The organism is Paenibacillus sp. FSL R5-0378, assembly GCF_038009285.1.
GTDB classification, from domain to species: domain Bacteria; phylum Bacillota; class Bacilli; order Paenibacillales; family Paenibacillaceae; genus Paenibacillus_AQ; species Paenibacillus_AQ favisporus.
In genome coordinates this window covers 1047470-1074165 of sequence record NZ_JBBPAY010000001.1, presented here as the reverse complement: position 1 = coordinate 1074165, position 26696 = coordinate 1047470, and the positions used below count along the sequence as shown (strand labels likewise).

The 26696-nt window shown below is 54.8% G+C and carries 24 protein-coding genes; 7 read left to right on the top strand and 17 right to left on the bottom strand.

Going from position 1 to position 26696, the window contains the following annotated elements:
• Positions 1-16: 16 nt before the first annotated feature.
• From MKY74_RS04755 to MKY74_RS04735, 5 genes are all read right to left on the bottom strand, one after another.
• Entirely contained in the window at positions 17-907 is an 891-nt protein-coding gene (locus MKY74_RS04755) for a LysR family transcriptional regulator (RefSeq protein WP_076172190.1), read from the bottom strand.
• A 490-nt stretch (positions 908-1397) separates the two neighbouring features.
• Positions 1398-2993, bottom strand: coding sequence for a PTS sugar transporter (locus tag MKY74_RS04750; RefSeq protein WP_076172193.1), 1596 nt, complete (start codon positions 2991-2993; stop codon positions 1398-1400).
• 339 nt (positions 2994-3332) lie between these two features.
• Positions 3333-5006, bottom strand: a complete 1674-nt coding sequence (locus MKY74_RS04745; RefSeq protein ID WP_244169308.1) for a class I adenylate-forming enzyme family protein — start codon at positions 5004-5006, stop codon at positions 3333-3335.
• Positions 5007-5085: 79 nt separating this feature from the next.
• On the bottom strand, positions 5086-6327 hold the full coding sequence (gene fabF / locus MKY74_RS04740) for a beta-ketoacyl-ACP synthase II (RefSeq protein WP_076172195.1): 1242 nt from the start codon (positions 6325-6327) through the stop codon (positions 5086-5088).
• 56 nt (positions 6328-6383) lie between these two features.
• The gene (locus MKY74_RS04735; RefSeq protein WP_084203963.1) at positions 6384-6845 is read right to left on the bottom strand and encodes an acyl-CoA thioesterase; all 462 of its coding nucleotides are present in this window, start codon (positions 6843-6845) and stop codon (positions 6384-6386) included.
• Positions 6846-7110: 265 nt separating this feature from the next.
• Between MKY74_RS04735 and MKY74_RS04730 the strand changes: the two genes are divergently transcribed.
• A complete protein-coding gene (locus MKY74_RS04730) occupies positions 7111-9000 on the top strand; it encodes an S-layer homology domain-containing protein (protein WP_076172197.1) in 1890 nt (629 codons plus the stop codon).
• A 43-nt stretch (positions 9001-9043) separates the two neighbouring features.
• Here MKY74_RS04730 and MKY74_RS04725 read toward each other — a convergent pair whose 3' ends face one another.
• From MKY74_RS04725 to MKY74_RS04700, 6 genes are all read right to left on the bottom strand, one after another.
• On the bottom strand, positions 9044-9826 hold the full coding sequence (locus MKY74_RS04725) for a GNAT family N-acetyltransferase (protein ID WP_076172199.1): 783 nt from the start codon (positions 9824-9826) through the stop codon (positions 9044-9046).
• 144 nt (positions 9827-9970) lie between these two features.
• On the bottom strand, positions 9971-10339 hold the full coding sequence (locus tag MKY74_RS04720; RefSeq protein WP_076172201.1) for a hypothetical protein: 369 nt from the start codon (positions 10337-10339) through the stop codon (positions 9971-9973).
• Between the two features lie 17 nt (positions 10340-10356).
• The gene (locus tag MKY74_RS04715) at positions 10357-11103 is read right to left on the bottom strand and encodes a class I SAM-dependent methyltransferase (protein ID WP_076172203.1); all 747 of its coding nucleotides are present in this window, start codon (positions 11101-11103) and stop codon (positions 10357-10359) included.
• 163 nt (positions 11104-11266) lie between these two features.
• Positions 11267-11626 carry a hypothetical protein gene (locus MKY74_RS04710; RefSeq protein WP_244169309.1) on the bottom strand — a complete coding sequence of 120 codons (360 nt, stop codon included), beginning with the start codon at positions 11624-11626 and terminating at the stop codon, positions 11267-11269.
• A 194-nt stretch (positions 11627-11820) separates the two neighbouring features.
• Positions 11821-12402 (bottom strand): hypothetical protein, encoded by a 582-nt coding sequence (locus MKY74_RS04705; RefSeq protein ID WP_076172206.1) that lies wholly within the window; start codon positions 12400-12402, stop codon positions 11821-11823.
• 9 nt (positions 12403-12411) lie between these two features.
• The gene (locus MKY74_RS04700; RefSeq protein ID WP_076172208.1) at positions 12412-13071 is read right to left on the bottom strand and encodes a cobalamin B12-binding domain-containing protein; all 660 of its coding nucleotides are present in this window, start codon (positions 13069-13071) and stop codon (positions 12412-12414) included.
• A gap of 250 nt (positions 13072-13321) precedes the next feature.
• On the opposite strand from MKY74_RS04700, the gene MKY74_RS04695 reads away from it, so the two are divergent.
• The 4 genes from MKY74_RS04695 to MKY74_RS04680 all read left to right on the top strand — a co-directional run bounded on the left by MKY74_RS04695 (position 13322) and on the right by MKY74_RS04680 (position 19015).
• Positions 13322-13627 carry an antibiotic biosynthesis monooxygenase family protein gene (locus MKY74_RS04695; protein WP_076172210.1) on the top strand — a complete coding sequence of 102 codons (306 nt, stop codon included), beginning with the start codon at positions 13322-13324 and terminating at the stop codon, positions 13625-13627.
• A complete protein-coding gene (locus MKY74_RS04690) occupies positions 13624-13992 on the top strand; it encodes a hypothetical protein (RefSeq protein ID WP_076172212.1) in 369 nt (122 codons plus the stop codon). Before MKY74_RS04695 ends, MKY74_RS04690 begins: the two co-directional genes overlap by 4 nt.
• Positions 13993-14030: 38 nt before the next feature.
• Positions 14031-17654, top strand: coding sequence for a CheR family methyltransferase (locus tag MKY74_RS04685; RefSeq protein ID WP_084203964.1), 3624 nt, complete (start codon positions 14031-14033; stop codon positions 17652-17654).
• A gap of 284 nt (positions 17655-17938) precedes the next feature.
• Positions 17939-19015 (top strand): DUF4037 domain-containing protein, encoded by a 1077-nt coding sequence (locus tag MKY74_RS04680; protein ID WP_076172214.1) that lies wholly within the window; start codon positions 17939-17941, stop codon positions 19013-19015.
• 289 nt (positions 19016-19304) lie between these two features.
• Here MKY74_RS04680 and MKY74_RS04675 read toward each other — a convergent pair whose 3' ends face one another.
• Together MKY74_RS04675 and MKY74_RS04670 are read right to left on the bottom strand one after the other, a co-directional pair.
• A complete protein-coding gene (locus MKY74_RS04675) occupies positions 19305-20366 on the bottom strand; it encodes an LLM class flavin-dependent oxidoreductase (RefSeq protein WP_076172216.1) in 1062 nt (353 codons plus the stop codon).
• 154 nt (positions 20367-20520) lie between these two features.
• Positions 20521-21108 carry an NAD(P)H-dependent oxidoreductase gene (locus MKY74_RS04670; RefSeq protein ID WP_076172218.1) on the bottom strand — a complete coding sequence of 196 codons (588 nt, stop codon included), beginning with the start codon at positions 21106-21108 and terminating at the stop codon, positions 20521-20523.
• 124 nt (positions 21109-21232) lie between these two features.
• Between MKY74_RS04670 and MKY74_RS04665 the strand changes: the two genes are divergently transcribed.
• Entirely contained in the window at positions 21233-21670 is a 438-nt protein-coding gene (locus MKY74_RS04665) for a MarR family winged helix-turn-helix transcriptional regulator (protein WP_076172220.1), read from the top strand.
• Positions 21671-21803: 133 nt separating this feature from the next.
• On the opposite strand, the gene MKY74_RS04660 is transcribed toward MKY74_RS04665, so the two are convergent.
• The 4 genes from MKY74_RS04660 to MKY74_RS04645 form a co-directional block, all read right to left on the bottom strand.
• Positions 21804-22820 carry an SDR family oxidoreductase gene (locus tag MKY74_RS04660; protein WP_076172222.1) on the bottom strand — a complete coding sequence of 339 codons (1017 nt, stop codon included), beginning with the start codon at positions 22818-22820 and terminating at the stop codon, positions 21804-21806.
• 87 nt (positions 22821-22907) lie between these two features.
• Positions 22908-23651: a hypothetical protein gene (locus MKY74_RS04655; RefSeq protein WP_076172224.1), complete on the bottom strand. Its 744-nt coding sequence runs from the start codon at positions 23649-23651 to the stop codon at positions 22908-22910.
• A 117-nt stretch (positions 23652-23768) separates the two neighbouring features.
• Complete coding sequence (locus MKY74_RS04650; protein ID WP_244169310.1) at positions 23769-24092, bottom strand: DUF6944 family repetitive protein; 324 nt, start codon at positions 24090-24092, stop codon at positions 23769-23771.
• Positions 24093-24264: 172 nt separating this feature from the next.
• Positions 24265-25215 carry a bile acid:sodium symporter family protein gene (locus tag MKY74_RS04645; protein ID WP_076172226.1) on the bottom strand — a complete coding sequence of 317 codons (951 nt, stop codon included), beginning with the start codon at positions 25213-25215 and terminating at the stop codon, positions 24265-24267.
• A 330-nt stretch (positions 25216-25545) separates the two neighbouring features.
• Here MKY74_RS04645 and MKY74_RS04640 point away from each other — a divergent pair, with 330 nt between their 5' ends.
• The gene (locus MKY74_RS04640; RefSeq protein ID WP_076172580.1) at positions 25546-26583 is read left to right on the top strand and encodes a C40 family peptidase; all 1038 of its coding nucleotides are present in this window, start codon (positions 25546-25548) and stop codon (positions 26581-26583) included.
• Positions 26584-26696: the final 113 nt, after the last annotated feature.

Here is a 26696-nt window from a genome sequence, read left to right as displayed (position 1 = left end):
CCCAGGCAGGACTTCGTTAAGACGGATGTTCCGTTTTCATAAAATCGACGAACCGGTCCACGATGGCCAGCTCGAGCGAAGGCTCCCGGTACAGCATCCAGGTGTTGCGCCGGATCCGCTCCCCGTTCTTCAGCTTAAGCTCCAGCGTGTACAAGCCGTCCTCCGGCGAGACGAACACGCCCGGCACGATGGAATAGCCCAGCCCGTGCTTGACCATTTCCTTGCATGTCTCATACGCATCCACCTGCATGGCGATGGTGGGCGGCGTGTCGTAATGCTCGTGCCACCAGGCCCGAATCGTCTGCCCAAAATGGGAGGATACCTGGCGGGCGGCCTTGGCCTTCGGCTCGCTGTAGTGGATATGCGGCAGCTCCGGCAGGATGGCCAGATCGATCGGCTCCTTGGAGATCAGGCAAATCGGCTCATCATGCAGCAGGAAACGGGATTCCACCCATGGATAATCGCCGCGGACGATGCCCACATGAATCTCCTGCTCCATCAGCGAGTCGACAATTTCGGGGCTGAGCGCACAGGTGACGCTGAAATGCACCTCGGGATACAGGTCCCTGAACTTCTTGAGCAGCGGCGGGAGCTTGTAGAGGCCGTAATAACTGGCGACCCCGAGCCGGAGCGTCCCCTTCACCCGGCTGCGCATATTCAGGAGATAATCCTTCATATGGTTCAGCTCGTCCTGCGTCTTCTTCGCGTAAGCCGCCAGCGCTTCGCCTTCCGGCGTCAGGTACGTCCCTTTGGCGTGTTTGACGATCAGAGGCACGCCAAACTCCCGCTCTAGCAGCTGAATCCGGTAGGTCAGTGCCGGCTGCGTCATGTACAGGCGTTCCGCCGCTTTGGTCAAGCTTTGCTCTTCGACGAGATGCTGCAAGATGGCAGCGTCCTTTTCGTTCATGTGAGTGTCCTCCTTTCCACGGGTCGGTTGTTATTTTGTTTATCATACCATACCGGCTGCGGCGGACCGGCCCCATGTTACCTTGGAAAAAATGGATGTCGGACCGATCTATGTGTAATCTACAGAGTATAGGGTGATGGTTGAGTCTATTGGTGTTCGACCGGGTGAAGAGTGAAGTTGTTTATTACATTAACAAGGGAGATGGTATGACTTGCGAAAGAGACTGGCACTTATCATTCTGCTCATCGTAGTTGTTTTAATCATTGGATACCTTGTCGACCGTTAACCTGTCTTGTCCCAGTTGTTGCGAAGGTGATAACAAAAGGATAACAGGAAAGCCCTAATCTCCTTGTAGAGGGGATTAGGGCTTCTTTCTGCTCAGTGTACTGATTACCTGCTTTACCTTCCTTGGAAAATTGCCTTCTCCGTGTTAAACCTTCCTCGATGAACCACAATTGAAATGATAACGCTGTTCCATCCTCGGCCAATGTTAGGCTGACGCCTCGATTTCCGGCTTCTGTTCGGACTTTCGGCCCGTTCTCCACGCCTTGTTCGCCACCAGCGTCACCAGCATGGCCAGAATCAGCGCGACGAGCATAGCAGCGGCAAAGCCGACCACGTTGTTGGACAGAAACGGCCCCATAAAGGACGGAACATACGCCGTTCCGCGCACATTAAACAGTCCCACCAGTCCCCCGCCGACGCCGGCCGCCCCGATGGCGCCCGCGAAGACGACCTTGTTCGAGAACATAAACGGGTACGCCGCCTCAACAAAGGTGCCGAAGCCCATGTTGATCAGAAAGCCTGGCGCGGCCACTGCCGCCTCTCCCCGGTCCCGCGGAGCGATGATGTTGGCCAGGGTGATTCCCGCGGAGACCATCACGAGTCCGACCATGTCGATGGCCCCCAGGAAGCTGTTGCCGGTCTTCTCCATTTCCAGCAGGACGATCGGCAGAATCGCCGCGTGATACACGCCGCCGATAATCGCCGGCCAGATCAGAAGGCCTGCGACCACGCCTGCGATGATCGGATTAAACGAAATCGCCTGATTGATAATGTATTTAATGAACTCGCCGAGCTGCAGGGCAAATGGGGCGATCAAATAGTACATGATCAATCCGGATATGAGGCCTGCCAATCCCCCGGCCACGATGTTGACCGTCGTCATCGGAAACTTCCACTGCACGCATTTGACAAATAAATACTGCACCAGCAGGCCGGCGCCAATCCCGCCGATAATACCCCCGATAATGCCGCCGTTCACTGACAGCACCCCGGCGATGACGCCTGCGACAATCGACACCTCGTCCATGTCGGAAATCTGCTTGGCCGCCACGACCGCCAGTACGACCGGCAGCGCCTTGAGCATCAGGTCGAACACCTCGCTGAGCCCCTTCAGCGCCGGGATCTGGCTGATCGCCAGCACGATTGCCATGGCGATGAAGCCCGGCAGCGAGGACTGCATGATGCCCTTCAAGTTGATCCGCCGCAGCGGGTTCCCCGCAGGTGCGGCGGACTTGTCCCCGGCGCTTCCGAGCACCGGGATATATTTGATCCCCCAGTATTTGCACAGGGACGTCATAAATGAAACGGCCCGCGTCCGGTTCGTTGTTCCAGTCGTGCCCGACGTAGCGATGACGTTCGCTCCCTTGGAGCTGATCATTGCCATGGATGTTCCGCCGGTTCCCACGACGGGAATGCCCGCCTCAGCCGCGGCCTGCACCGCCTGCCGGTTGGACCCTTGCGGATCGGCGCTCATCACGATCAGCCCGTCGATGCCGCCGGACCGGATCCGGTCTGCCAGCTCCGCATCCGCTTCCGCCGCCGTCTCATTCGTATCTTTCAGCGTCCCTTCGTACCGCTTCGCCAGACGCTGCTCATCCTCATTCCATCCGTACAGCACGGCGGCGGTGTGGTCCTTGGCGACGTCCATCGATTCGGATGCGGCAATGAACTGCACGAGGCCGATGTCCACGCCTGCGCTCTGACACTGCGCCTTGATCTCCCCGATCAGTTTCTCGGGATCCTTGCCGCCGAGGTTAAACAGGTTGCCTCCGCTGCTGCCTGCAATCGCTATTCGCTTCATCTCGTTCTCCTTGTTGTGTGGCTTTCATTCTTTATCTGATTACCGTATTACCATATTATAAGAGTAAAAGGTTAGGCCGACAACCGTTTTACCTTCAGAAAGTAGGCCTCTCTCTGCATTACTGCTGGCACCCGTAGTTAAGCCGTATCTGTGGTTCCTCATTTCGGTTCGACGTTCGGCGGCATTTCCAACCGCCATCCACCTTCTCCTTCACCCAAGCAGGTTCGCCTTTCCCCTATGGCTGGCCGAAGGCAGCAAAAAAAGGACACCCTGAAGGGTGCCCTTTCACCGAAGCTTATTTTTTAATAACGAACCGTAAACAACGTTTTCTGCCCATCTTTATTGTCTCTCAAACAATCCGTTCTTCTGGTCCTCTACCGCCATCTGCTTCACGACAAAATGCTTCTTCTTGCCGGTTGCGGTATACGGCAGCTCGTCAATGAACCGGTAGAAGCGCGGTTTCTTGTAATTGGCCAGCATCGGATGATCGCTGCAGTACTTGTTCAGTTCTTTGGCTGTCAGCTCCGGATCCTCCTTGATCACGTAAGCGACGATCGATTCGCCGCGCAGCTCGTCCGGCGCGCCGACGACGACCGACTCCTTCACTTTCGGGTGCTGGTTCAGAATTTCTTCGATCTGCACAGGGTGGATATTTTCACCCGAGGAGACGATCATGTCATTTTTACGGCCGACCACGGTTACGAACTCATTCTCGTCCCAGGTTCCCATGTCCCCGATGTACACCCAGCCTTTATAAAAGACCCGCTCGCTTTCATTCGGGTTGTTCACATAGGCATACGTGGATTTGCCCGGAGACTTGACGATGATCTCGCCGACCTCGCTGCCATCGCGGGCCACGACCTCATCCGGTTCCGCCCGTCTGTCCGGGTAAACCTTAACGACCGCGACATCGTCGTCGGTGCAGGAACGTCCGGCCGATCCCGCCATTTCCGGCAGATCGTAAGGACGGAGGAACGTGTTCCAGAACGCTTCTGACGTGCCGTAGCCATTGAAAATATTCGGCGTCAGCGTCTCCTGGAATTTGATGCAGTCCTCGCGCTCCAGCGGCGCACCCATCGTCACGATGCCTTTTAATTTGGACAGGTCCACAGGGTGTTTCTTCTGGGCGTCATAGAGCATTTTGAGCATAGGCGGCGCCCCGATCAGGAAGGTCAAGTTGTATTTCTCGGCGAGTTCCAGGCATGTTTTCGGATGGAAGTATCGAAGAATAACGATTTCGGCCCCCACATACAGGGATGGAGTCGGTCCTCCGGAATGAATGCCTCCGCGGTGAAACCAAGGGCTCATATTCATCGTCTTGTCGGTAGGGTTGAGAGGAAAATGCATCGCCACGTCGTGGGCGGACAGGATGTCGTTGATGTTGTTGATTGGAACCCCTTTCGGCTGGCCGGTGGTTCCCGAGGTATACAGGCGTGTAATTTCATCGTAGATATGGGATGGCCGCTCGATGTCCGGGTTATGCTCCCGCTTGTCCTGCACATATTCACTGTAGGTAATGTGATCCGCAGGTGCCTCTTGATTGCCGTTCATATCGACCATCACGATCCGGCGGGGGCGGTGTTTGGCCATCGCAAGCGCCTGCTCGGCTGTTTCCTTGATTTCCGCATCGTAGATGTAGACGGCAGGCTTGCTGTCATCGAGGATGAACGCGGTTTCTCCGGGGGAGAGCTTGAAGTTGATCGGGCAGTTGATCGCGCCGATTTTCTGAGGAGCCAGGTAGCTGAATACGAATTCGGCCGAGTTGAGCAGCTGATACACAATGACCTCATTTTTGCCGACTCCGTCTCCGAGCAGGGCATGCGCAAGGCGGTTTACCTCCCCGTTCAGCTGGGCATAAGTCCAGGTGCGCTCCCGCACCGGATCGGTCAAGGCCGGACGACCGGCAAACCGGTGCACGTTCCGCATAAATCCGTTGATATACGTAAACTCATTTTCAAATGTATCTTTAAACATCCGAACATCATAGGTAAATTGTTGTTCCATGGTACCCATCTAACTTCCTTCCTTCATATTTAAAATCAAACCTTTGTGAGACTTCGAAAAGCGGAACCAGGCCCTTTGCCCGTCCGCTTCATGAATTGGTTCCTTCGTATTTCCCAACGATCAGGGACGTGTTTTGTCCGCCAAAGCCAAAAGAATTGGACATCGCGATACGGACCTTCGCCGCTCTCGCCTCATTCGGCACATAATCCAGATCGCATTCCGGATCCGGCTGCTCGTGATTGAGCGTCGGCGGAACGATCCCTTCGCGGATCGCCTGAATGCAGGCAATCAGCTCCGTGACGCCGCCCGCCCCCATCAAGTGGCCGGTTGCCCCCTTGGTCGAGCTGACCGGGATTCGGCCCGCCCCTTCGCCGAACACGGCTTTCAGAGATTTCGTTTCGATTCGGTCGCCTAGCGGTGTGGACGTTCCGTGGGCGTTAATATAATCCACGTCGGACGGAGTCAGCCCGGCCTGTTCCAGGGCCTGTTCCATGCACCGCACTTCCCCGGCTCCTTCAGGCTCCGGCGAAGTCACGTGGTAGGCGTCCGAGCAGTTGGCGTGGGCGAGCAGCTCAGCCTTAATGCCGGCTCCCCGGCTCTCGGCCGATTCGAGCCTTTCCAGAATGACCGCGCCGGCTCCCTCGCCCATCACGAACCCGTCGCGATCGAGGTCAAATGGCCGGCTCGCCTTGGCCGGATCGTCATTCCGGGTCGACAGCGCCCGGGCCGACGCCAGGCCGGCGTCCATCAGTCCGCACAGGATGGATTCCGCTCCGACGGCCACGACCGCATCCGCTTGTCCGGACTGCAGGAGCATGGAAGCCATGCCGATGGCGTCCGCACCGGAAGAGCAGGCGGTGTTGACCGTATAGCTCGGGCCTTTGAAGCCATATGCGATCGAAATTTGGGCTGCAGCAATGTTGCCGAGGATTTTGGGAACCAAATACGGGCTCACGCGGGCGCTTCCCGTTCCGGTCATCTGCTCCTGCGCCGCCGCTGCCGTCGTAATGCCTCCCAGCGCCGTTCCCAGCACGATGGCCACCCGCTCGGGCTTCGCATCCAGCTTACTGTCCGCCAGCGCTTCCTGAGCTGCCACCAGGGCAAACTGCATGAAAATATCTGTCTGTCCGGCTAACTTTTTCGGTATGTAGTCCGTAGGGTTAAACGCTTTGACTTCCGCTGCGATCTTGACCGGCAGCTCCGAGGCATCAAACCGCGTAATACTTCCGATCCCGCTGCTTCCTTTCAAGAGATTGCCCCAGTAGGCCGGCACGCCGATGCCGATCGGGGTTACGGCCCCCATACCTGTAATCACTACGCGCTCCTTCACTCCGAAAGCACCTCCCCTCTATTTTTGCCGCAAAATATATCATCCTTGCTTGTAGATTATGCTTGGGCCGATGGCTTGCCTGCCAACGCGCCGCTCCATGTGCTGCTGATCTGCTTCCACAACTCCGGGAAACGCTTCTCCACGTTAAAAGGAAGACCCTGGTCATCCACATACGTATGGGACGTCGTCCCCTCGCACGCCAGCTTTCCGTCCTGCTTCAGCACCTGATAGGTGAACGTCATCCGGCTCCGTGACAGGGCTGTCAGCGACGTGCGGACCGTAACGGGCTCCTCCGGGCGGAGCATTTTTTTATAATCACAATCCGCCTTCAGGCAAACCAGCGAAATGCCGTTACCATGAAAGGTTTCCATGTAAGGAAATCCGTATACGTGCATGAATCTCATGCGCCCGTTCGTGAACCAATCAAAAGCTTTGGCGTAATAGGAGATTCCCGCCGCATCGCAGTCCCCCCAGGTCACAACCATCTCCATGTCATTGCTGGGAAAAGAATCTGCCAATTTCGCTCCCTCCTTTCGCTCGTGCTATTTTTCACACTGAACATTATACTCCGATTATTAAAAATAAAAAGTAATTTGCTAACTTTTATAAGGTGGCCCACTCTTTACCTGTGATTCCAATCCACAATTGAATCCGTGGTCCATTCAAGGATTGCCCTGCCGGCAAGTTTTCAAACCGCGAAAATTTTGATTGAAATACGCCTGATAATCACTACAATTCAGATTAGGCTTATTGGTTATTATTTCATGTTCAATTGGGGGAAATATGTTGAGAAATACGTTGATGAAAGTCCTCTCGTCCGCGGCGCTGCTCAGCGCCATCGCCGTACCCGCCGTTAGTGCGGAAACCGCCACCACCCCGTTCTCGGATATCGCCGGATCCTACGCCAAGGATGCCATTAACGAGTTAGTCGAAAAGGGCATCGTTAACGGAAAAGGTGACGGCAAGTTCGACCCTACCGGAAAAGTTGAAAGACAGGATTTTGCCATCATCCTTGCCAAGGCACTAGGTCTGGACGTTTCCAGTACACCAACGTCGCCGACTTTTTCGGACGTACCTTCAGACAGCTATGCCTATGCTTCTGTCGAGGCTGCCGTCAAGGCGGGGCTGATCAAGGGGCAGGGAAACGGAACTTTTGGCACCGGCTCCAATTTGTCGCGCCAGGATATGGCGGTCCTGTTCGTTCGCGCTCTGGGCGTCGATGCACAGGGGAAAGGCTCCATTTTAAAATTTTCCGACGCAAGCTCCATTTCTGACTATGCCAAGGATGCCGTCGCCGTAGCGGTTGGGTTCGGATTGTTCAATGGAGGCACCGACGGCAAATTTGATCCAAAAGGCGGTGCGGCAAGAGAAGAAGTGGCGCTGGTGGCCAGCCGTTTTTTTGACGCCAAGAAGATTATAGACAGTCAAACGCCGCCTTCGCAGCCGGATCCAGCTCCAACCACGCCGCCGGAACCGGCCAAGCCAGCCACTTCGACACCTCCGGCAACCTCTGTGCCTTCTTCATCGGGCGGAAGCAGTAATAGCGGGGGCGGCTCTAATGGGAATAACGGCGGCAGCACGCCTAGCCAGCCGGAAACGTCAGCACCGGCGGTTACCTTGGTGTCTTCGTCTCCACTAAATATTGGGGATCTGATCCAATTGATCAGCAGCAAAGTAGGAAAAGTGTACCTGGTGCCGTATGCAGCAACTCCAACGAGCAAAACGGACCTAGAATCACTGCCTGATTTGTTAGTGAGTTCAGTTCTTTACGCGAATCAGGTGACGGAAATGCAAACATCTTCGTTGACAGTCGGAGAATACAAAGTATATTTCGTAGATCAAGACGGGCGTATGTCGGCGCCGTCTGCTAAAATCGTACTTCAGGATAATCCCAGGATCACCTTAACGAATGAAGAAGAATCCTCCTTCCTTTTAGGTAAGGAAGGTGCCGTACTTAAAAATTTTTTCAATACGGATACTCCTTCAAGAACAAACAGAAATATTAACGATTGGATTCAGATAAAGTGGCACGGTAAGTCTTTGGATATGATCTATAATTCAACGCAACACAATTTCAAAGTCTTTGAAGGTGACAATCGGGTAGGCACATTGGAAGTAAGCTCTGAATCTTCCGTAATTTCTATTGAGCCTACTGAAAATGGGTTGCATGTCCGGGCAACCGAAGAGGCCAATGAAACAACAAAAGCTGATTTGCGGTTTACCCTAAAGAGTTACAGTAGAGAGGAAGAAACTCAACAAGAGTTAGGTCATGTTGATTTGCCAATCCATTTTGACTTCACAGCCCCGACGGTTACTGGCGTGACATACCAAGACGGTGTTTTCACAGTAACGGCAGATCAAGAGTTGTATCAGGATGAGGATGAAATCCAAGCTGAAATAATCTACTCACCTACCGGTGTCTTCGAGGGAGACAGCAAGAATGTCTATAATTTTGAAGAAAATGAAATAGTCGTCTCTGATCCACAACAAGGAGTAAAACAATTTACAATAACAATAAACAATAGCGAATTCTCTGAGAATCAGGGTGGTATATTTCAGTTAACAATCTCTGGTTTGAAGGATCTAGCGGGGAACATCTCATCACCAAAGACGCTTTTAGTCACAATTTCTGGCCCCAACCTCGACCCAAACCCCATTTCCGAAGGCGAATAACGCACACAAAAAAACGGCCAACATCCTTGGCCGTTTTTTCCATTTACCCCTCCTCCCCCACAACCTTCATCCTCAGCAGCCGGGTCCGAGTCACCATCCCTGCGCTTTCCAGCGTCCTCTTGGACGCCTCGTTGTAATACCAGCAGCCGCTTAGCGGCCGGATTCCCTGTGCGTGGCACCAAGCTTTCAGCCACAAAATAATCTTTCGCCCTACTCCCTGATGGCGGTACGACTCGTTCGTAAACATACCGATACTGGCGGTGCCTTCGATCAAGACCGAGCGCTCCACAATGCCGACTCCCAGCAGCTCACTGCCACGATAAAGGGAAAAGAGCTCTCCCTTTTGAATGCGTAATGCGACAGAACCCAGAAAGTCTCCGCATACCCGCTGGATGTCCTCCAGATCGGCAAGCTCTGCGGGACGTAACATGCCCGGGTCCGAACCTGGATCACTCGTCAGGTCTAACCCGCTGTCCTGAAAGAAATAGGCCTGCTTGGCGATAGCCATATCATGGTCCAGTACCAAGCTGAGCAGCAGCTCATCTCCCGTCGATACGAACACCTCACTCACCTGATGCTCTTCCAGCACCTGCCGCAGCAGAACCTGCGCATGCCTCTGGTGAGGCCGCCGCAGGTAAAACTGCGTCAGCAGACTGTGATCATGAATGGCGTAATATCCGATCGACGCGTTTTCAGACAGGATGATATAAAATTGCGAGGCCAGAATATACTGCTCGTGAAAGCTATCAAACGGCGAAGACAGACCTTTTATGTATTCCTGCAGAAGTTCTCGTATTTCTTCGATCCCACACGCTCTGGTGTCCATGCACGAAACACCCCTTCCAACCATCTTTTTCCTTCATTTTACATCGGCTTCCCGCTGGGCGAAACTACAAAAAAAGCCATTCCCACACGGAATGGCCTTGTGTTCCACAGAACTCCTGAAAGTATCTCGTGCGGCTCGCCCCCGCTAGATTTTAAATGCCCCCATCAAGGGCATAATCATCTGCAGCATATTCATGCCCACCCGAATATTCGGGATAATCTGGCCGAACATGCCCATGATTCCTCCGGGTTGACCATCCGCCTGGCGCTGCGCATTTCCCTGACGGCCGCCGCCAAACAAAGCGCTCAAGATGCCGGATACCTGCACTTCTTTATCCCGTGTCGGCGGGCCTGTCATCTTCGACCGTCCTCTGGCCGCGGACAGTACAACCTGCCCGTTCTCAATACCCGTTACGTAGCCCACATACTGCGTACCATCCTTGAGCACTACCCAAACCGGCTGCCCCAGCAAGTGGGCCGCTTGTTTAGGATCGACAACATACTCCTGCTTCATGAATCTCACCTCGCTTCTCAGCTATCTGATCCGCCCGCCAATCCCTTGCCTCCGATCCATACTGCATAAGACAATACATCGCCGAACTCTTCATAGAACTGATGATTCCTTTGCAGCAGCTGCAGCGCTGCCGGATCGTCCAGCCACTCCATATCGAACATTTGGTATGGATCAAAGGATATGCTCACTCCCTGCTCCTGCAGCGAAGCCAAACGGTCCGAAGGAAGCCGCGCCTCCAGACTGCGGAAACCCGCCTGCTTCAATAGCTGCTCCCATTCTTCCAAGGAAGGAATGTCCAGGGCACCGTATAGCTCCTGCGACGCTTCCTTCAGCCCCGGATGGTCCTGCTTCCGGACCATTTCCCGGTCGTATAACAATCCGCCGTCCTTGAGCACGCGGTGATATTCCTTCAAGGCAGCCGGAATGTCCACAAATAAGGTAACCGATTCGACAAAAACGACATCGAACCCGCCGGCTTCAAACGGAAGTGAGGCGGCATCCGCAATCCGGAAGTCGACCTCCACCTCCATAGCCTCGGAACGCCGGCGGGCTTTTCCGATCATGCCATGATGTACATCTACAGCGGTTACCCGGTAGCCCATTTTCGCCAAGTGACAGGCCGTTCTTCCGGTTCCGCAGCCTACCTCCAGAATATTCGCCCCGGCCGGTATGGCATCACGCTCAAGGAGTGCCAAGGTGCTGTCAAAGCCGCCTGGATGAGCAGCCCCTTCACCCAGCGCAGCCAACATATCAAAGTACTTCAACGTTTTTCGCCTCCATCAGGCACTCCGTCCGGTCTTCGGCCCGCCATGGCGGACGGACAGGTCTCCCGTTTTCCTTTTAAAAAAATGACCCCTGCATTCCCTATCGTCTGCAGAGATCAGTTCACATCCAGCGAAGCGCCAGTATATATATCGTCTATTCTATTTAGATGAAGAGGAACGGTATCAGGAATAATAAAGCAATGGAAGTCCAGGCCAAAGCCCCGTATCCCGGCGGGTAACCGTAACCGTAACCGTAGCGGCCGCCATAGCCGCCGTAAGGACCGTATCCCGGGTAGCTGGATGTCTTGGCTTTTTGCTGCAGCTCGCTTAGCTGCTTGCTGGCTTTTCCGGGGTTCGTGGACAGAATGGTCGCACGGGGAGCAGCGTCGCCGAGCTCCAGTCCATGATCCGAAACTCCCTTAATCGTGCCATACACTTGCGTACCATCCTTAAGAACCGCACAAACGTGCTTACCGACATACGATCTGCACGTCTCGGCCGATGGTGATTGGATCAGCATCATGCCTATTCCTCCTTCCCACTTCATTCCTTTATCCTATTCACCTGCATCCGAAGTCGAAAGGGGAATATGACCATTTATAGGGAGCCCTCACCAGAAAGGCCTTGAAGCCCATATTCATGTCATCCATGTTCCGGTTATAAAAAAGAAACCCGCGTCTCCTAAAGAAGGGGTTTCTCGTCAGCTCCTGTGCCCGTTCATCTGCCGGGTGAGCGTTTGCCGGCCTGCGGATAACCTGCCGCCGCATCCTGCAGCGCCCGGTCGATCTGCTGCTTGATAATGTCCGCATAGACGGTTTGGTTCATCTCCAGCAGGCTGGGGTACAGCAGATCCACCAGCTCGCGGATCGTCGTTAGCGCAGCAGAAAGTTCGCGGATCCGCATCGTCACGGCTCCCCCGCCAGAAGGGACCTTCACCGCCGAATGTTTCCGCTCGGGCTCCTTTAAATCCTCGTGCAGCCTTTGGAGCTGCTCCGTCACCATCTGGAACTCCCGGCTCTGACAAATACAGACGATATGTCCTGTCCCTACTTCGTCCCAGGACTGATAGACGTCAACCAAAGCAAGCGGGGCGGAACGGGTCTTCATAATCAGCTCCACCTTCACGTTAGCATGGGAAGGAGCAATGTAGGCCGTCGCTTTGCCCACCGAGCCCTCGTCGATCAGATCGAGCAAGGAGCCGGCTTCAGCGAATATTGCTTCGGCCTGACCGGAGGCGGTTAAAATATGATAATCCCGGTCAATGCAAAAATAAGGGACCGGTATTTGCGTCATGTCCATGGACGGTCATTACCTCACGATCTGCTGGTTCGTATCAGCGAATAAATAGGAATCGATCCAATCGTTTAATTCGAGTAACGTTGGCACAAACACGGCCTGATCGGCCAAGCGCTGATCCATTCCGTACGGTTCGATCACACGGCCCCCAATAATGACCGCAGGACTGCCAGGCAGGCTCCCGAGCGCGTTAACATACTGCTTTAACTTGGGTAAATGATACACGATGGAGACCGAAAGGCCGATCACATCGGGCTTCCAGTGCATGGCGCCAAGAAGGGCCTCCTTCAGGGGCAGATTCGGGCCGTAAAACCGGGCGGCGAACCCGCGCTCTTCGAAGAGGGCCGATACCATTTTCAGACCGAAATAGTGCGCTTCTTCTTCTACACACAGAAACATGCCTCTTTTTCCATTGGGCTGTTCCGGCTTCACTAGTGCGGCATACCGGGTCATCAATATATCGCAGACGCCTGAGGCCAGATGCTCATCAGCCACCGTGATTAAATTTTGCTCCCACAGCGAACCGACGTATCGCATGGCCGGCGCCAGCCACTGCTCGTAGATATACAGGCTGTTCCTGCCGGACTCAACTTGCTCCACAAGGCTGTCCCAGCATTCTTCTGTCCTTCCGCCAATCATTTGTTCAGCGAGCTGTTCCATGCCCATATTCATGCAGCGGCAGCCTCCTTTTCCATCGGTTATAGATATAACAATGTATATATCAATCTTACATACTATCATCCATACGAACAGAAGGGAATGTAGATTCAACACAGGTTTTGTCGAATTTGACGACCTTGGGCCTGTTCCTCTACGATGAACACAAATAAAAAATGAAAGACTTGAAAACTTTGGGAGATTATACCCATGATCTTTATTATAATATAATTAGCCCTCATTCGAGAGGCAAGGAGGAACATGCATGTATATCGTTCACTCAACTGTCGTTGTCCCCGCCGATAAGGCCGACGAAGTTATCCATATTTACAACCACAGATCCAAGTTGGTGGATCGGGCCCCAGGCTTTCACTCTTTCATGCTGCTGCAGAATGAACGCAAGCCTCATGAGCTGACGGTACAAATCACTTGGGAAACCAAGGAGGACTACCTCCGCTGGGCCAGGGGGGAAGATTTCAAGCGGGTCCATGAGCTGGAGAAGCAGTACCCGGATCAGGAGCTGGCAGCGATCATCCCACAGGTCAGCAAGTACAAGGTGGTCGCCCAATGAAACAAGCCGGCACTTACGAACGATTAATCGATCGGGTGACCCAGTTGATTTACGAAGCCGACCCTTCACTCATGGACCGGTACGGCGAGAAAGGAGTGCAGAAATGCAAGGATGATAATGCGCACCACATGCGTCATCTGGAAACGGCACTCGAACTTGGCGATTCACGGGTATTTAGCGATTATGCCGTTTGGCTGAATGGTATTCTGAACACTTACGGCATGCAAACGCGTACGCTGACGGATAACTTTCGATACCTTCAGCAATCTCTTTCCACAGTGGATGAATTGGACGAGCCCACCAAGCGGGCATTCGGCCAGTACCTAACCGATGCGATAAATCGGCTTGAAGCAGATCAAGATTGATTGCCTTTCAAGAATGATAACGGAAGGGGTAGACGCGGATGAACGGGAATGGACGTAATGAACTGCAAGCTGCAGCACCGGTATCGACACAAGAACTGACGCTCGTCAATAAGGATACACAGGAATTGGACCCCAGCTTTGTAGTGGGTCTGGGTGCATCAGCCGGGGGACTGGAAGCATTGGAGACTTTCTTTGACCAAATGCCGACAGACACGGGGATGGCCTTCATTGTCGTTCAGCACCTTTCTCCGGATTACAAAAGCCTGATGGACGAGATTTTGCGCAAATACACTTCCATGCCCATTCGCGAAGCCAAGCACGGCATGAAAATCAACGCGAATCATATTTATTTGACCCCTCCACGTAAAATCCTCACCGTTATGGAAGGACGACTGCAGCTGACCGATTCCATTCCGCCTGCAGCCCTGCACCTGCCGATCGATATGTTTTTCCGCTCACTTGCCATGGCCTACGGCACCAAAGCCGTAGCCGTGATTATGTCCGGGACCGGTACCGACGGTTCACGGGGAATACATGACATTAAGGAAGCCGGGGGACTCGTCATTGTTCAAGACAGTCAATCGGCTAAATTTGACGGAATGCCCAGCAGCGCGAGGCTGTCCGGTAACGCTGACGTCGTGCTGGCCCCGAAAGAAATGACCGAAAGGCTGATGCAGCACGTGCATGGCGCAGAGTACGAGAGCATGACAACGGTCCGGGAAACCATTACGACCGAGCAATACATTCAGCTCATTTTTGAGAAAATCCGCCAGGACTGCGGCGTGGATTTTACCTATTACAAACGAAACAGCGTGCTGCGGCGGATCGAGCGGCGGATGGCCATTCATAACGCCCCATCCATGGCGGTTTACATGACCTATCTTGAGGAACACCGTGAGGAGCTGCAGGCGCTGCGAAAGGATCTCCTGATCGGCGTTACCAATTTTTTCAGAGATCCCGAAGCGTTCCAGACCATTTATGACAAGGTACTCCCGGAGATTTTCGAGCACAAAAGCCTCTCCAAGGAAATCCGGGTGTGGGTGGCGGGGTGCTCGACGGGGGAGGAAGCCTATTCGATCGCAATGCTGCTGCGCAAATATGCGGATACGCTGGATGAGCCCTATCTGATTAAAATTTTCGCCACCGACCTGGACAAGGAATCGATTGAATACGCCAGCCAGGGCATTTATACGCAGAGCAACATCAGCCATCTTTCGGAAGAAGACCAGGAGCGCTTCTTTATTAAGGACGACGATATGTTCCAGGTGAGCAAAGACATCCGCAAGATGGTTGTGTTCGCTCCGCAGAACATCATCAAGGACCCTCCGTTCCGGAATCTCGACTTGATCACCTGCCGGAACATGCTGATTTACCTACAGCCGGAAATGCAGCAGAAAGTTCTGTCCCTATTTCATTTTGCGCTGAATCCGGAAGGCTTCCTGTTCCTTGGGCCCAGCGAAACGATCGGGCGCTTTGCGGGGCAGTTCGATTTTGTGGACCGGCGCTGGAACATTTTCTCGCACAAGAACGGAAAAGCCGAAACGGAATCGCGGCTGTTTTCACTCGAAGGACGGATTTCACAGACCCAGTCCTACCGCAAAACCACGCCACCTCCGGCTGCTGTCCGCGACCCCGCAACGCCTAAACGTCTGGACGATCTGCAGGGGGCACTGGTTGAGGAGCATATTCCGCCCGGCATGATCGTGGACCAGAACAACGATGTCATTCACCTGAATGGAGCGATCAACGATTATCTCATGCTTGCCCAAGGCAAGCCCAGCTGGAATTTGTACAAAATGATCGACCCGAACGTATCCGTCGCGGTATCGGCCGCCGTCCAGAAGGTCCGGCAGGAGCGGCGGGGCGTCGTCTATCACTCGCTCGGCATCGCTACCAACGCAGGCGAAACGGTAGTGGATCTGCACATTCGGCCGTTTTCGCTAAAGAATAAAGCGTTCGATAAATACGTGCTTATCCTGTTCATGGACCCCGAGGAGCCGGAGGCCGCGGCGCAAATGGTCCTGGAGCCGTTTGAAATCGACCGCAACGTCAGCTCCCGGATCATTGAGCTGGAGCAGGCGCTCCTCATGGCGGAGGAATCCCTTCAAGCCACCGTCGAGGAGCTCGAGACGTCCAACGAGGAGCTGCAGGCGACAAACGAAGAGTTGGTGGCCGCGAACGAAGAGCTGCAGAGCGCCAACGAAGAGCTGCAGTCGGTGAATGAGGAGCTGGTGACGGTCAACACGGAATACCAGTTTAAAATCCAGGAGCTCACCGACGTGAACAACGACATGAACAATTTTCTGGTCAGCACGCGCATCGGCACCATTTTTCTGGACAAACGGATGTGCATCCGCCGCTTTACTCCGGCCATCACGAAGGAGATCAACCTGCTGGAGGTCGATTACGGCAGGCCGATCGAGCACATCTCCCACCATTTTAAATACGATACGCTGGTGGCCGATGCGAAGCAGGTGCTGCAAACGCTCGTTCCTTTTGAGAAAGAAATCCAAAGCCAGGACGGCACCTGGTACAGCATGCGCATCCTGCCGTACCGTACGGAGCAGAATTTCATCAGCGGGGTCGTGCTGACGTTCGTGAACATCACGGATCTCAAGGCGGTAAATGAAGAGCTGACCAAGCTCAGCTACGCCGTCGAGCAAAGCCCGAGCATCACTGTCATTACCGACGTCGGCGGATCGATTGAGTACGTGAATCCGAAATTCACCGAGATTACCGGATTCAGCCTGTCCGAGTCGCGGGGAAACAGTCTGAAGGCTTTTTGCAAGACGTCTGAGGGAAGTCCCACGGTCGATCTGATCATGGAAACGGCCAAAAACTGCGGTATCTGGAAAGGCGAGCTGAACAGCACCAAGAAGAACGGGGAATTGTACTGGGAATCGGTGAAGCTCATTCCGATTAAGAACAAGAAGGGCGAGATCATCCACTTCGTCAAACTGTCCGAGGATATCAGCGAGCGCAAGCAGGCGGAGGAGATGCTCCGCAAGACCGAAATGCTGTCGGCCGTCGGCCAGCTGGCTGCAGGCATCGCCCACGAAATCCGCAATCCGCTGACCGCGCTGAAGGGCTTCACGAAGCTGATGTCCAACAAGGGGACGGGCAACGAATCCTATATAGGGATCATGCTGAACGAGCTGAACCGCATTGAGCAGATCGTCAGTGAGCTGTTGGTGCTGGCGAAGCCGCAGGCGGTCGATTTTGTCCAAATGGATCTGGAGCCGATCCTGCATGACGTCATCATGCTGCTGGAATCGCAGGCCAACATGAACAATGTAGAGATGAACATCGACCTGAAGCCGGGCATGAGGGTGGTCTGCGTCGAGAACCAGCTCAAGCAGGTATTCATCAACGTGCTGAAAAATGCGATTGAAGCGATGCCGCGCGGCGGCGAGGTGAACATCCAGGCCAGCTTGAGCGACAACCACAACATCATCGTGCGGTTTGCCGACAACGGCTCCGGCATTCCGGAGAGCAAGCTGGCGAAGCTGGGCGAGCCGTTCTATTCGACGAAGGATAAGGGAACGGGCCTCGGCCTGATGGTCAGCTACAAAATCATCGAGAATCACCAGGGATCGATCCGTTTTGAAAGCGTTGAAGGCGAAGGAACGACGGTCACCATCACGATTCCGGGCGTAGCGTAAAAGGAGCGCGGAGTTGGCAGCTTGACGGTGCCTGAAATAATGTGCGGTCTGATCTTGCCGGGGTCCGGCAGGATCAGCCTCTATTAGCTTTCCAATAGATGAATACCGCAGCGTTCTTAATGATATCCGTAGCGACAAGGCGGATTGAAGTCCGAATAATTTTTTAAAGGAGGCGTTGTCTATGGTAAGTCCCTTGAATAACCGGGCAGAACAACGAAAGGGGATAGCGCATCACTAGCCCGACAACCTGCGTGTTTCCCCGCTAATCAGGAGGATGGGAAACCTTGAATTTATTTATTCCCGGATTAAAATTATCTCAGTTGTTTTATCAAGAAGTTGTCAGCAAGCTGATCCAATGCCCGCACGCAGCGGCTTTAATCGGCGAGGGCTCCGAGGTGCTGGGGTATGACCAGCCGCGCTCCACCGATCACAGTTGGGGACCGAGGCTGCACATTTTCGTTTCAAGGGCCGAGGTCGAAATGGTGAGCATGTGCGTCGACAGCGGGCTGCCGGACAGCTTTAAGGGATATCCCGTGCGGTTCTTTTCATGGCAGAACGGGACGATTCAGCACCATGTCCACGTGACGACCCTGGAGGACTGGCTGGCATCGCAGCTCCGCATCCATGGACCGGACCCGCTCACTCCGCAGCAGTGGCTGTCCCTCCCGCAGCAGCATCTGCTGCAGTTTACGGCAGGCGCCGTGTTCCATGACGATGCCGGTGAGCTGACCCGAATGCGCGAGCGGCTCGCGTGGTATCCGCAGGATATTTGGCTCTGGATGCTGGCGTCCCAGTGGCATTTGATCGGCAATATGCAGCCGCTTATAGGCAGGACAGCCGAAGCAGGCGACTTTCGTGGCTCCGCTTTGATCGCCTGCACCCTGGTCCGCCGAATGATGGAGATGTGCTTTCTGCAGGAGCGGACGTACTGGCCTTACCCCAAATGGTTCGGAACAGCCTTCTCGCGGCTTGCGGCCGCCCCTAAGGTGGGTCCGGTTCTTGACGGTATCCTGGCCGCTGCCGACACGGAGACCCAGGGGCAAGCCGTCAATCAGGCGCTGATCCAGCTGGCCGAGCGGCATAATGCACTTGGGATCACCCCGGAAATCCCCCCGCAGATTGGGGATTTTCAGGTCGGGATTAACGGTGCTGTCCGGCCGTATCCCGTCTTGAATGCGGGAAGCTATGTCGAGGCTTGCCGGAAGGCGATCGCTGATTCCGCCATGGCCCGCCTTGTCCCGATCGGGGCGATCGATCAGCTGACGCACGCGGATGACGCGCTGATCAACTTCACTTCCTGGCCGAAGCGCTTGAATGATGGCTACGCGCAGGAATTGAACAGCCCTGCCGGCTCGGAGTAAAGTGCTGCCTGGCAAAAGTGCATCTCTTTCACCTGTACGCTGGCAAGCAAAGGCTTGAACGTACAAAAAAGAGGGGGACTTATCCCCCTCTTTTTTTGGTAGTTATTGAAATAAAATGTGTGGACACGCAGCAGCTGGCGGCACTGAAGCGCAGCGTTAAGCCGTTTGCTCAGGGCACCTGTGTGCCCGCGGCTTGCTATCCCTCCTGAGCACACTCGCCCGCTGCCCGGTTCGCCAGCCGCATGATTCCTTCCGCTCTCGCATACCGGCGAGCCCCCGGCTGCAGGCCTTACTCCTTCGGCTCTCCCGCGGCTTCCCATTTCGCAATCTCCTCGCGCACGAGCGGCGCCACCTCGGTTCCGAGCAGCTCAATGGCGCGCATCACGAGATGATGCGGCATGGAGCCGACCGGCACGTGAAGCATAAAACGCGTGACGCCCACATTTTTGCGGAGATGGATGATCTTCCGGGCGACCGTCTCCGGATCGCCGACGTACAGGGCGCCTTCGAAGCTGCGGGCGTTGTCGAAGCTGTTGCGGTCATAATGGCCCCAGCCCCGCTCCCGCCCCAGCACATTCATGCTGTACTGGGTGGAAGGGAAGAACAGGTCGGCGGCCTTCTCCGTATCCTCGGCGATAAAGCCGTGCGAATGGGAGCCCACCGCCAGCTTCGACACGTCGTGGCCCGCGTGGGCAGCCGCCCGCTTGTACAGCTCCACCAGCGGCGCAAACTGCGTCGGTCTGCCTCCGATAATGGCCAGCACCAGCGGCAGGCCCAGGAGGCCGGCACGGATGACCGACTCCTGGTTGCCCCCGCTGCCGATCCAGACGGGCAGCGGATCCTGAACAGGGCGCGGATACACGCCCAGGTTGTGAATCGCCGGGCGGTGGCGGCCCTCCCAGGTCACCTTTTCCGAAGACCGGATTTTGAGCAGCAGCTCCAGCTTCTCGTCAAACAGCTCGTCGTAATCGTTCAGATCGTATCCGAACAGCGGGAACGATTCGATAAAGGACCCCCGGCCCGCCATAATTTCGGCGCGTCCGTTTGAAATTCCGTCGACCGTGGCAAAATCCTGAAAGACGCGCACCGGGTCGGCCGATGACAGCACCGTGACCGCGCTGCTGAGCCGGATTCGCCGGGTCTGCGGCGCAGCCGCCGCCAGCACGAGCGCCGGCGAGGACGCGGCATAGTCCTTCCGGTGATGCTCGCCTACTCCGAATACGTCCAGCCCCACCTGATCGGCAAGCACAATTTCCTCCACTACTTCGCGCAGACGCTGCGCGTGGCTGATGACCTCACCCGTCTCTACGTCCGGTGTCGTTTCCACAAAGGTACTGATGCCTATTTCCATGGGATCCCCCTAGTTCAATAGATTGGTATACTCGAACCGACCGCCGCAGCGGCCCATTTTTTCTTAATTGCGTATATCTTTATATTGAACTATTTTCGGGTCCATTTCAAGCCTTCCCGCAAAAATCCCATTCGCCTTCCTACTCCATCCCCGATCAACGCGCGATGGTTCTAAAATACCGATACACCCGGTCCAGCTTCGCCTCATGCTTGCCCTTGGGACTTTCCATATTTCCGAACTCAAAAAATTTGACCCGCTTGATGCCTACGAACCGGAACAGCGCCTTCCGCATCAGCACTTTGTGTGCGTTATTCAGCCAAAACAGAGGATATAGCGCCGGCCCTTTCATGGAGGAGATGCATACGACCGATCTGCCCTTTAGCAGCCCTTCCGGCAGCAACCCGCCCTTGTCCCTGTAAGCGAAGCCCGAAGCAAACATCTGGTCGATGAATCCGAGCAGCATGGCCGGCGGCCGGCCCCACCAAATCGGGTAGACCAGGACGATTTTATCCGCCCACAGCAGCATCTCCCGATACTTCTCCAGCGCTGGGTCCTTGTGCATATCCCGTCTCCGTTTGGTCTCATTAAAGATCAGAACCGGATTAAAGCCCTCTTCATAGAGGTCGAGCGTCCGGATTTGCGAAACCGCCGGATTCTCACGGCTGCCTTCCAATACTTTCTGCAGAAACGAGTAACTTAAGCTTTGATGATTCGGATGCGTGTAAATGACCAGTACCTTCATCGTGCCACCCCATTTACTTATCATTTGATAACAAAATCCTACCACGCAGTCCTTTTGGTTGTCAAATGATAATTGTTTATTGATAATAATTTTGATATGTTCGTGAGGAAGAGGTGGTGACATCATGGATGAAAATAAGCTTTTTGACAAGTTTATTGCCTTTACGGCAGCCGTGCATCAGGTCAAGCACGAAATGACTCAAGGCATCAAACCCGAAGGTATTACGCCGGTCCAGTACAGCATGCTCGAATACATCGCCGTAAGCCAGCCGGTGACCTTGAGCCAAATCAGTGACTGCCAGCAGATGTCCATGCCGAATACGAGCCGGGAAATCAAGAAGCTGTGCGACAAGCAGTTATGTGAAAAATACGATGACCCCAGTGACCGGCGCAAACAGTATGTCCGCCTGTCCGGCGAAGGGGAGCGTGTGATGAAAGAGGCCTTCGGCCACATCGGCGCGCGGTTCCTCACCCGGCTGCAGGACGCTTCCGAGAAGGATCTGCAAGAGATCGTTCATGCGATGGACGTGCTGCACTCCCGGGTATTTTATACAGATAAATGATGATATGAAACGGCCGTATGATCTCAGGATCATGAAGACATGGTCCTTTCCATGCAAGCGAAAAAGGCGCCTGTCTCCAGGCACCTTTTCATAAACGAAGTATATATTCTCAGCAAGTCTGCTGCCTCCTGCCTTACCCTTTAATCCGCTCAGCCGCTTCCTGCAGGGCTTGAACCACTTTATCGCACCAGCTGTCGAACTCAGGATCCTCGGTCTGGTGCTCGGGATGGGCCAGAATATACTGCACCGTCTCCTTAATCCCCTGATCCACCCGTGTGGTCGCCACAAAATCGGGAACGAGCCGCTTCAATTTGGCATTGTTAAAGACAACCGTGTTGGCCTTGTCTCCCAGCAGGCTGCCTCTGAAATCCTCCTTGCTGCAGGCATCGAGAAACTCGGATGCGACATGAACCGCATTCAGCTTCACGCCCAGAGCGTCGGCGATGATCTCGTAAATCTGGTTCCAGGTGACCGATTCATCCGATGTAATGTGCACGGACTCGCCGATCGCATGGATGTTGCCCATCAGGCCGATAAAGCCTTTGGCAAAATCCCGGTTATGTGTCATCGTCCACAGCGACGTACCGTCTCCGTGAATAATGACGGGCTTGTTCTCCAGCATCCGTTTCGCCACCTGCCAGCTGCCCTTGCTGCCATGCACGCCAAGCGGTATCGAGCGCTCATCGTACGTATGGCTTGGCCTTACGATGGTGACCGGAAAGCCCTGCTCGCGGTACTGCTTCATCAGGTAATCCTCGCAGGCGATCTTGTTCCGGGAATACTCCCAGTATGGATTGGATAGCGGAGTTCCTTCGGTGATGAGGTAATCGGATAAAGGCGACTGGTATGCCGAAGCCGAACTGATGAACATAAACTGCTTCGTACGGTCCTTGAACAGGCGGTAATCCCGCTCCAAATGCTCCGGCACAAAGGCGATAAAGTCGGCCACCACGTCAAACTGGAGATCGGCGATCAGACCGGCCACCTGCTCCTCGTCGTGAATATCGGCCTGGATGATATGAGCCCCTTCCGGCAGGGCATCATTCCGGTGTCCGCGGTTCAGCAGGTACAGCTCGCAGCCCTGCGCCAGCAGCTGCTTCGTAATGGCGGCACTGATCGTTCCTGTTCCTCCAATAAATAGCGCTTTCATAAAAAGACACCTCCATCAAGATGGTCTAGAAACTTTTGGATTCCTTAAGCCCATCCTAACGATAACACGGGAAGGCCCGCCAGACAATCAAGAGAAGTAACGGCGCAGGCTCTTTTTCATCTCCGCTTTTCGTGCGGCAAACTGTATGTGCCGATGGCCGTTGGCCCCCGAAGGGTGGGGAAAGCCCCATAGGCACTTCCTGGCGTCCAACACTCCCTGCTCGGCTAGAAGCCGGAGGATGCCTTCCACGGCTATTCCAAGCGGAATGATGAAGGGGAGATCCGGAAAAACACTCAGCTCTTCGGTGATGCTGGCTACCGCCGTGTCCCTTAGACTTGGAGTCCCCAGCAGACCCGGGCGGCTGCCGTTGTAATTGGCCCGGTTGACGAAGACGGGATAGCGGAGCACCGAACTGGTATGCAGCAGCTCCCGCTCTGTGCCAAATAAAGCCTCACTCGTGCGGATCCCCAAATACTCCGGCAACCCCAGCTCGTCCAGCATGGAGTTCAGGTTCGCGCGCAGACTGCCGGCAAAGCTGGCCGCCTCCTTCGCCTTCCGGCACACCGCCTCATCGCCCAATCCTTGATCCATGGCATGCCGCGCCGCTTCGTAAGCGATTCTCATCTGTGTAAAGCCGGGGGTCAAGCCCACGATAAATAGGCTCGCGGATGAATGAACATAATCATTATGGGGAGCGTAAAATGTCTCTACAAGGCCGTCTGCCGATAGACGCAGTTCCGGAATCAGAAGCTCCTCCCGGGTGAGCCGCCCGTCTGCCGGCAGTGACCGAATGGCGCGTCGGAACGTGCTCAAGGCGCTTGATAACAGCAATATCATCCCTCCAGTTATGCCAGAACGCGGGGATATGTTCGCCTGCTGTTCATACCCGATCCCGAACGTTCTCGGAAGCGGCTCCCCCGCTTAATATCCTTATCCTTGCCCCGCCGGTTAGGACCCATCCCCTGCAATCACCTCCAGCGAGTTCCCCAGGGACTGCAGCAGGTTGCCGGCGACCATCATGTCGTTCACTTTCTTGCTCGATGCAGAGCTTCTCAATCTGGCGGTTAGTTCTGCCTGTGCGGCATTGGCAATCGCCTGCATCGCATTACCGATAAGCTGCAGCTTCTCTCCTTCCTGCTGCTGCTTTTTACGGGATGAGAGCACTTTCGTCTGGCCAATGGCTGCGACATTGGTCCCCCATGCCTGAAGCCAAGCAAACGCCGCAATCTGCTCCTGAATCCTCCTTTGCTGTGACCGCATCTTTGACCGCATCGTATCCCTTCTTTCAATCTACAATCTATGAGAAGTATCTACTGCTATAACATACGCTTCTCTAGCACGGCCCGCCGATGGCGTATGACCTCCCCGATGCGGCGCCTGTCCGATTGCTAAGGAAAAAGAGGCTTGTCACATGGACAAGCCTCCTGCAAGTTCTAATATTGTCTTACCGATTCTCACCCATCTCCGCCTGCTCATAGCGCCGGGCGAACCAGGTGGCCAGGAGCGAGCCGGAAATGTTGTGCCACACGCTGAATATCGCGCTCGGCACGGCGGCGACGGGGTTGAAATGAGCCGCGGCGAGCGTCGCCCCCAGGCCCGAATTCTGCATACCGGTCTCAAACAAGATCGCTTTGCGTTTGCTCAGGTTCATGCGGAAGAGCTTGGCAAACAAATAGCCAAGGGCATACCCGAGCAGATTGTGAAGAATGACGACCGCAAAAATCAGCAAACCGCTCTCGATGATTTTGGTGCGGCTGCCGGCCACGACGATCGCCACAATCAGCACAATGGCCAGGGTAGAGACGAGCGGGAGCGCCTGAGCGCTGGCTTCGGCCTGCTTTTTAAACAGGGACTTAACGATAACCCCGAGCACGATCGGCAGAATGACCACCATCAGAATGTCCTTGATGAGTGCACCGGCATCAACCGGCATCCAGCGGCCGGCCAGCAGGCTGATCAGCGCGGGCGTAGCCAGCGGTGCGATAATGGTAGACACGGAAGCGATGGATACCCCCAGCGCTACATCCCCTTTCGCCAGCAGCGTCATCACGTTGGACGAGGTACCGCTCGGACAGCATCCGACGAGGATAACGCCTACGGCGATATCCGGCGGCAGGTTTAGCACCAGCGCCAAAACATAGGCCAGCAGCGGCATAATGATGAAATGGCCAACCACGCCGATCAGCACTTCGAGTGGCCTGCGGAAAACTTCGCGAAAGTCAGCGGAGGATAAGGTCAGCCCCATGCCGAACATGACGATTCCCAAAAAGATCGAAATGTAGCCCTTTAACGGGATAAAGACATCAGGTAAAAAAAAGCCCAGACAAGCAAACAGAATGACCCAAACCGAAAACGTGCCACCGACAACCTTGCTTACTTTTGCAACAGCATTCATCTCTCCGAACCTCACTTCTTGTGTAATAAAAATCATTCTACGACAAAAGCTGTGAATCGTCTACGAATTCCGGAGAATTGGAGAGGGTTACTGTTGCAGGAATGTACTGGTGAAAAAAAGACCTCCTTCATCAAGGCGGTTAGATACAGGTCTCCGTGTAGAGCTTGTCCGTTTCATTAATTTACCAATGCTGAAGAACAAAACCAATCGCCCTCCCTCTCGTCCAACTATACAGGGACTTCTTGGTAAAGTTACCCGCCGGGAGTCCCTGTTCCTATGCGGTTCATCATCCACGAACCGTCAATCCAGTTGAAGCAAGGTGATGAGAACATGATGAGAAAAAAAGGGGCGGTTCTTGCCGGCCTGGCCGCCGCCATGATCGCAGGCACGTCGGTCTATGCGGATGCCGCTCCAGCATCCAACAAGCCGATCGCCGTCTATCTGAACGGCCAGCAGCTGCAGACCGAAGTGCAGCCGCTGAATGTCGGCGGTACGGTACTTGTGCCGATGCGCGGCCTGTTTGAGCGCCAGGGGGCTAAGCTGGCCTGGGATAACGCCACGAAGACGCTGAAGGCCACCAAGGGAGGCACCACGCTGACCTACCGGATCGGCGAGCATACCGCGAACCTGAACGGGCAAGCCCTCGAAGTGACGGTGCCCGGCCAAATCTCCGGCGGATATTCCCTCGTGCCGCTGCGCTTTGTGAGCGAAGCGCTGGGCAGCGAGGTCGCTTGGCAGCCGGATGCGCACACGGTGCGGATTACGTCCAAGGTTTCGCTTGAGACTTCTATCCGCTGGGGCGTGAACCTGCGGAGCAAGCCGGATTCAGCGAGCGATGCGACGTCACTCGGCATGCTTGCCGCCGGACAGAAGGTGCATGTCATCCGCGAGGTGAACGCCCTCTGGCTGCAAGTGGAGACGGAAAACCACCAAACGGGATACATATCGGCCAAGCCGAAATATACCGACTATGCCAGCGCCTCGCTTGCCGACATGCAGGCGGACGAGCTGATCGCTTACGGTAAGAAGTTCCTCGGGACCCCTTACGAATTCGGGGCTTCTCCGGATCAGACGAAGACATTCGACTGCTCTTCCTTTGTCAAGCGGGTTCACGAGGATGTGCTGTCGGTCGAGCTGCCTCGCGTGTCCTACGATCAGGCGAAGGCCGGCAAGGAAGTGTCCTTAAGCGATCTACGCAAAGGGGACCTGCTGTTCTTCAGCGCCCGCGGGCTGGATATCGGCCACGTTGGCATCTATATGGGCAATAATCAAATTCTGCACACGTACTCCAAAGAGCTCGGCGTTCACGTCGAAGCCTTTGACGGCCAGTGGAAAAAACGGTTCGTCACAGCGCGCCGGATTCTGTAACCCGGATCGTCGGCTGAAACCGGTGGATATCGGTAATCCATACCGATTGTATCCAACACAAAAAAGGGGAGTTTCCCAGGTTCATCGACCCGGGGAACTCCCCTTTTTATATG

Bases quoted from the DNA above. Each gene is read 5' to 3' on its own strand.
- MKY74_RS04720 (WP_076172201.1), bottom strand. From the start codon at position 10,339: ATGAAGCAGGAGTATGTTGTCGATCCTAAACAAGCGGCCCACTTGCTG.
- MKY74_RS04695 (WP_076172210.1), top strand. From the start codon at position 13,322: ATGTATATCGTTCACTCAACTGTCGTTGTCCCCGCCGATAAGGCCGAC.
- MKY74_RS04705 (WP_076172206.1), bottom strand. From the start codon at position 12,402: ATGGACATGACGCAAATACCGGTCCCTTATTTTTGCATTGACCGGGAT.
- MKY74_RS04745 (WP_244169308.1), bottom strand. From the start codon at position 5,006: ATGGGTACCATGGAACAACAATTTACCTATGATGTTCGGATGTTTAAA.
- MKY74_RS04650 (WP_244169310.1), bottom strand. From the start codon at position 24,092: ATGCGGTCAAAGATGCGGTCACAGCAAAGGAGGATTCAGGAGCAGATT.
- MKY74_RS04690 (WP_076172212.1), top strand. From the start codon at position 13,624: ATGAAACAAGCCGGCACTTACGAACGATTAATCGATCGGGTGACCCAG.
- MKY74_RS04755 (WP_076172190.1), bottom strand. From the start codon at position 907: ATGAACGAAAAGGACGCTGCCATCTTGCAGCATCTCGTCGAAGAGCAA.
- MKY74_RS04675 (WP_076172216.1), bottom strand. From the start codon at position 20,366: ATGGAAATAGGCATCAGTACCTTTGTGGAAACGACACCGGACGTAGAG.
- MKY74_RS04700 (WP_076172208.1), bottom strand. From the start codon at position 13,071: ATGAATATGGGCATGGAACAGCTCGCTGAACAAATGATTGGCGGAAGG.
- MKY74_RS04670 (WP_076172218.1), bottom strand. From the start codon at position 21,108: ATGAAGGTACTGGTCATTTACACGCATCCGAATCATCAAAGCTTAAGT.
- MKY74_RS04660 (WP_076172222.1), bottom strand. From the start codon at position 22,820: ATGAAAGCGCTATTTATTGGAGGAACAGGAACGATCAGTGCCGCCATT.
- MKY74_RS04710 (WP_244169309.1), bottom strand. From the start codon at position 11,626: ATGATGCTGATCCAATCACCATCGGCCGAGACGTGCAGATCGTATGTC.
- MKY74_RS04750 (WP_076172193.1), bottom strand. From the start codon at position 2,993: ATGAAGCGAATAGCGATTGCAGGCAGCAGCGGAGGCAACCTGTTTAAC.
- MKY74_RS04645 (WP_076172226.1), bottom strand. From the start codon at position 25,215: ATGAATGCTGTTGCAAAAGTAAGCAAGGTTGTCGGTGGCACGTTTTCG.
- MKY74_RS04725 (WP_076172199.1), bottom strand. From the start codon at position 9,826: ATGGACACCAGAGCGTGTGGGATCGAAGAAATACGAGAACTTCTGCAG.
- MKY74_RS04640 (WP_076172580.1), top strand. From the start codon at position 25,546: ATGATGAGAAAAAAAGGGGCGGTTCTTGCCGGCCTGGCCGCCGCCATG.
- MKY74_RS04685 (WP_084203964.1), top strand. From the start codon at position 14,031: ATGAACGGGAATGGACGTAATGAACTGCAAGCTGCAGCACCGGTATCG.
- MKY74_RS04665 (WP_076172220.1), top strand. From the start codon at position 21,233: ATGGATGAAAATAAGCTTTTTGACAAGTTTATTGCCTTTACGGCAGCC.
- MKY74_RS04730 (WP_076172197.1), top strand. From the start codon at position 7,111: ATGTTGAGAAATACGTTGATGAAAGTCCTCTCGTCCGCGGCGCTGCTC.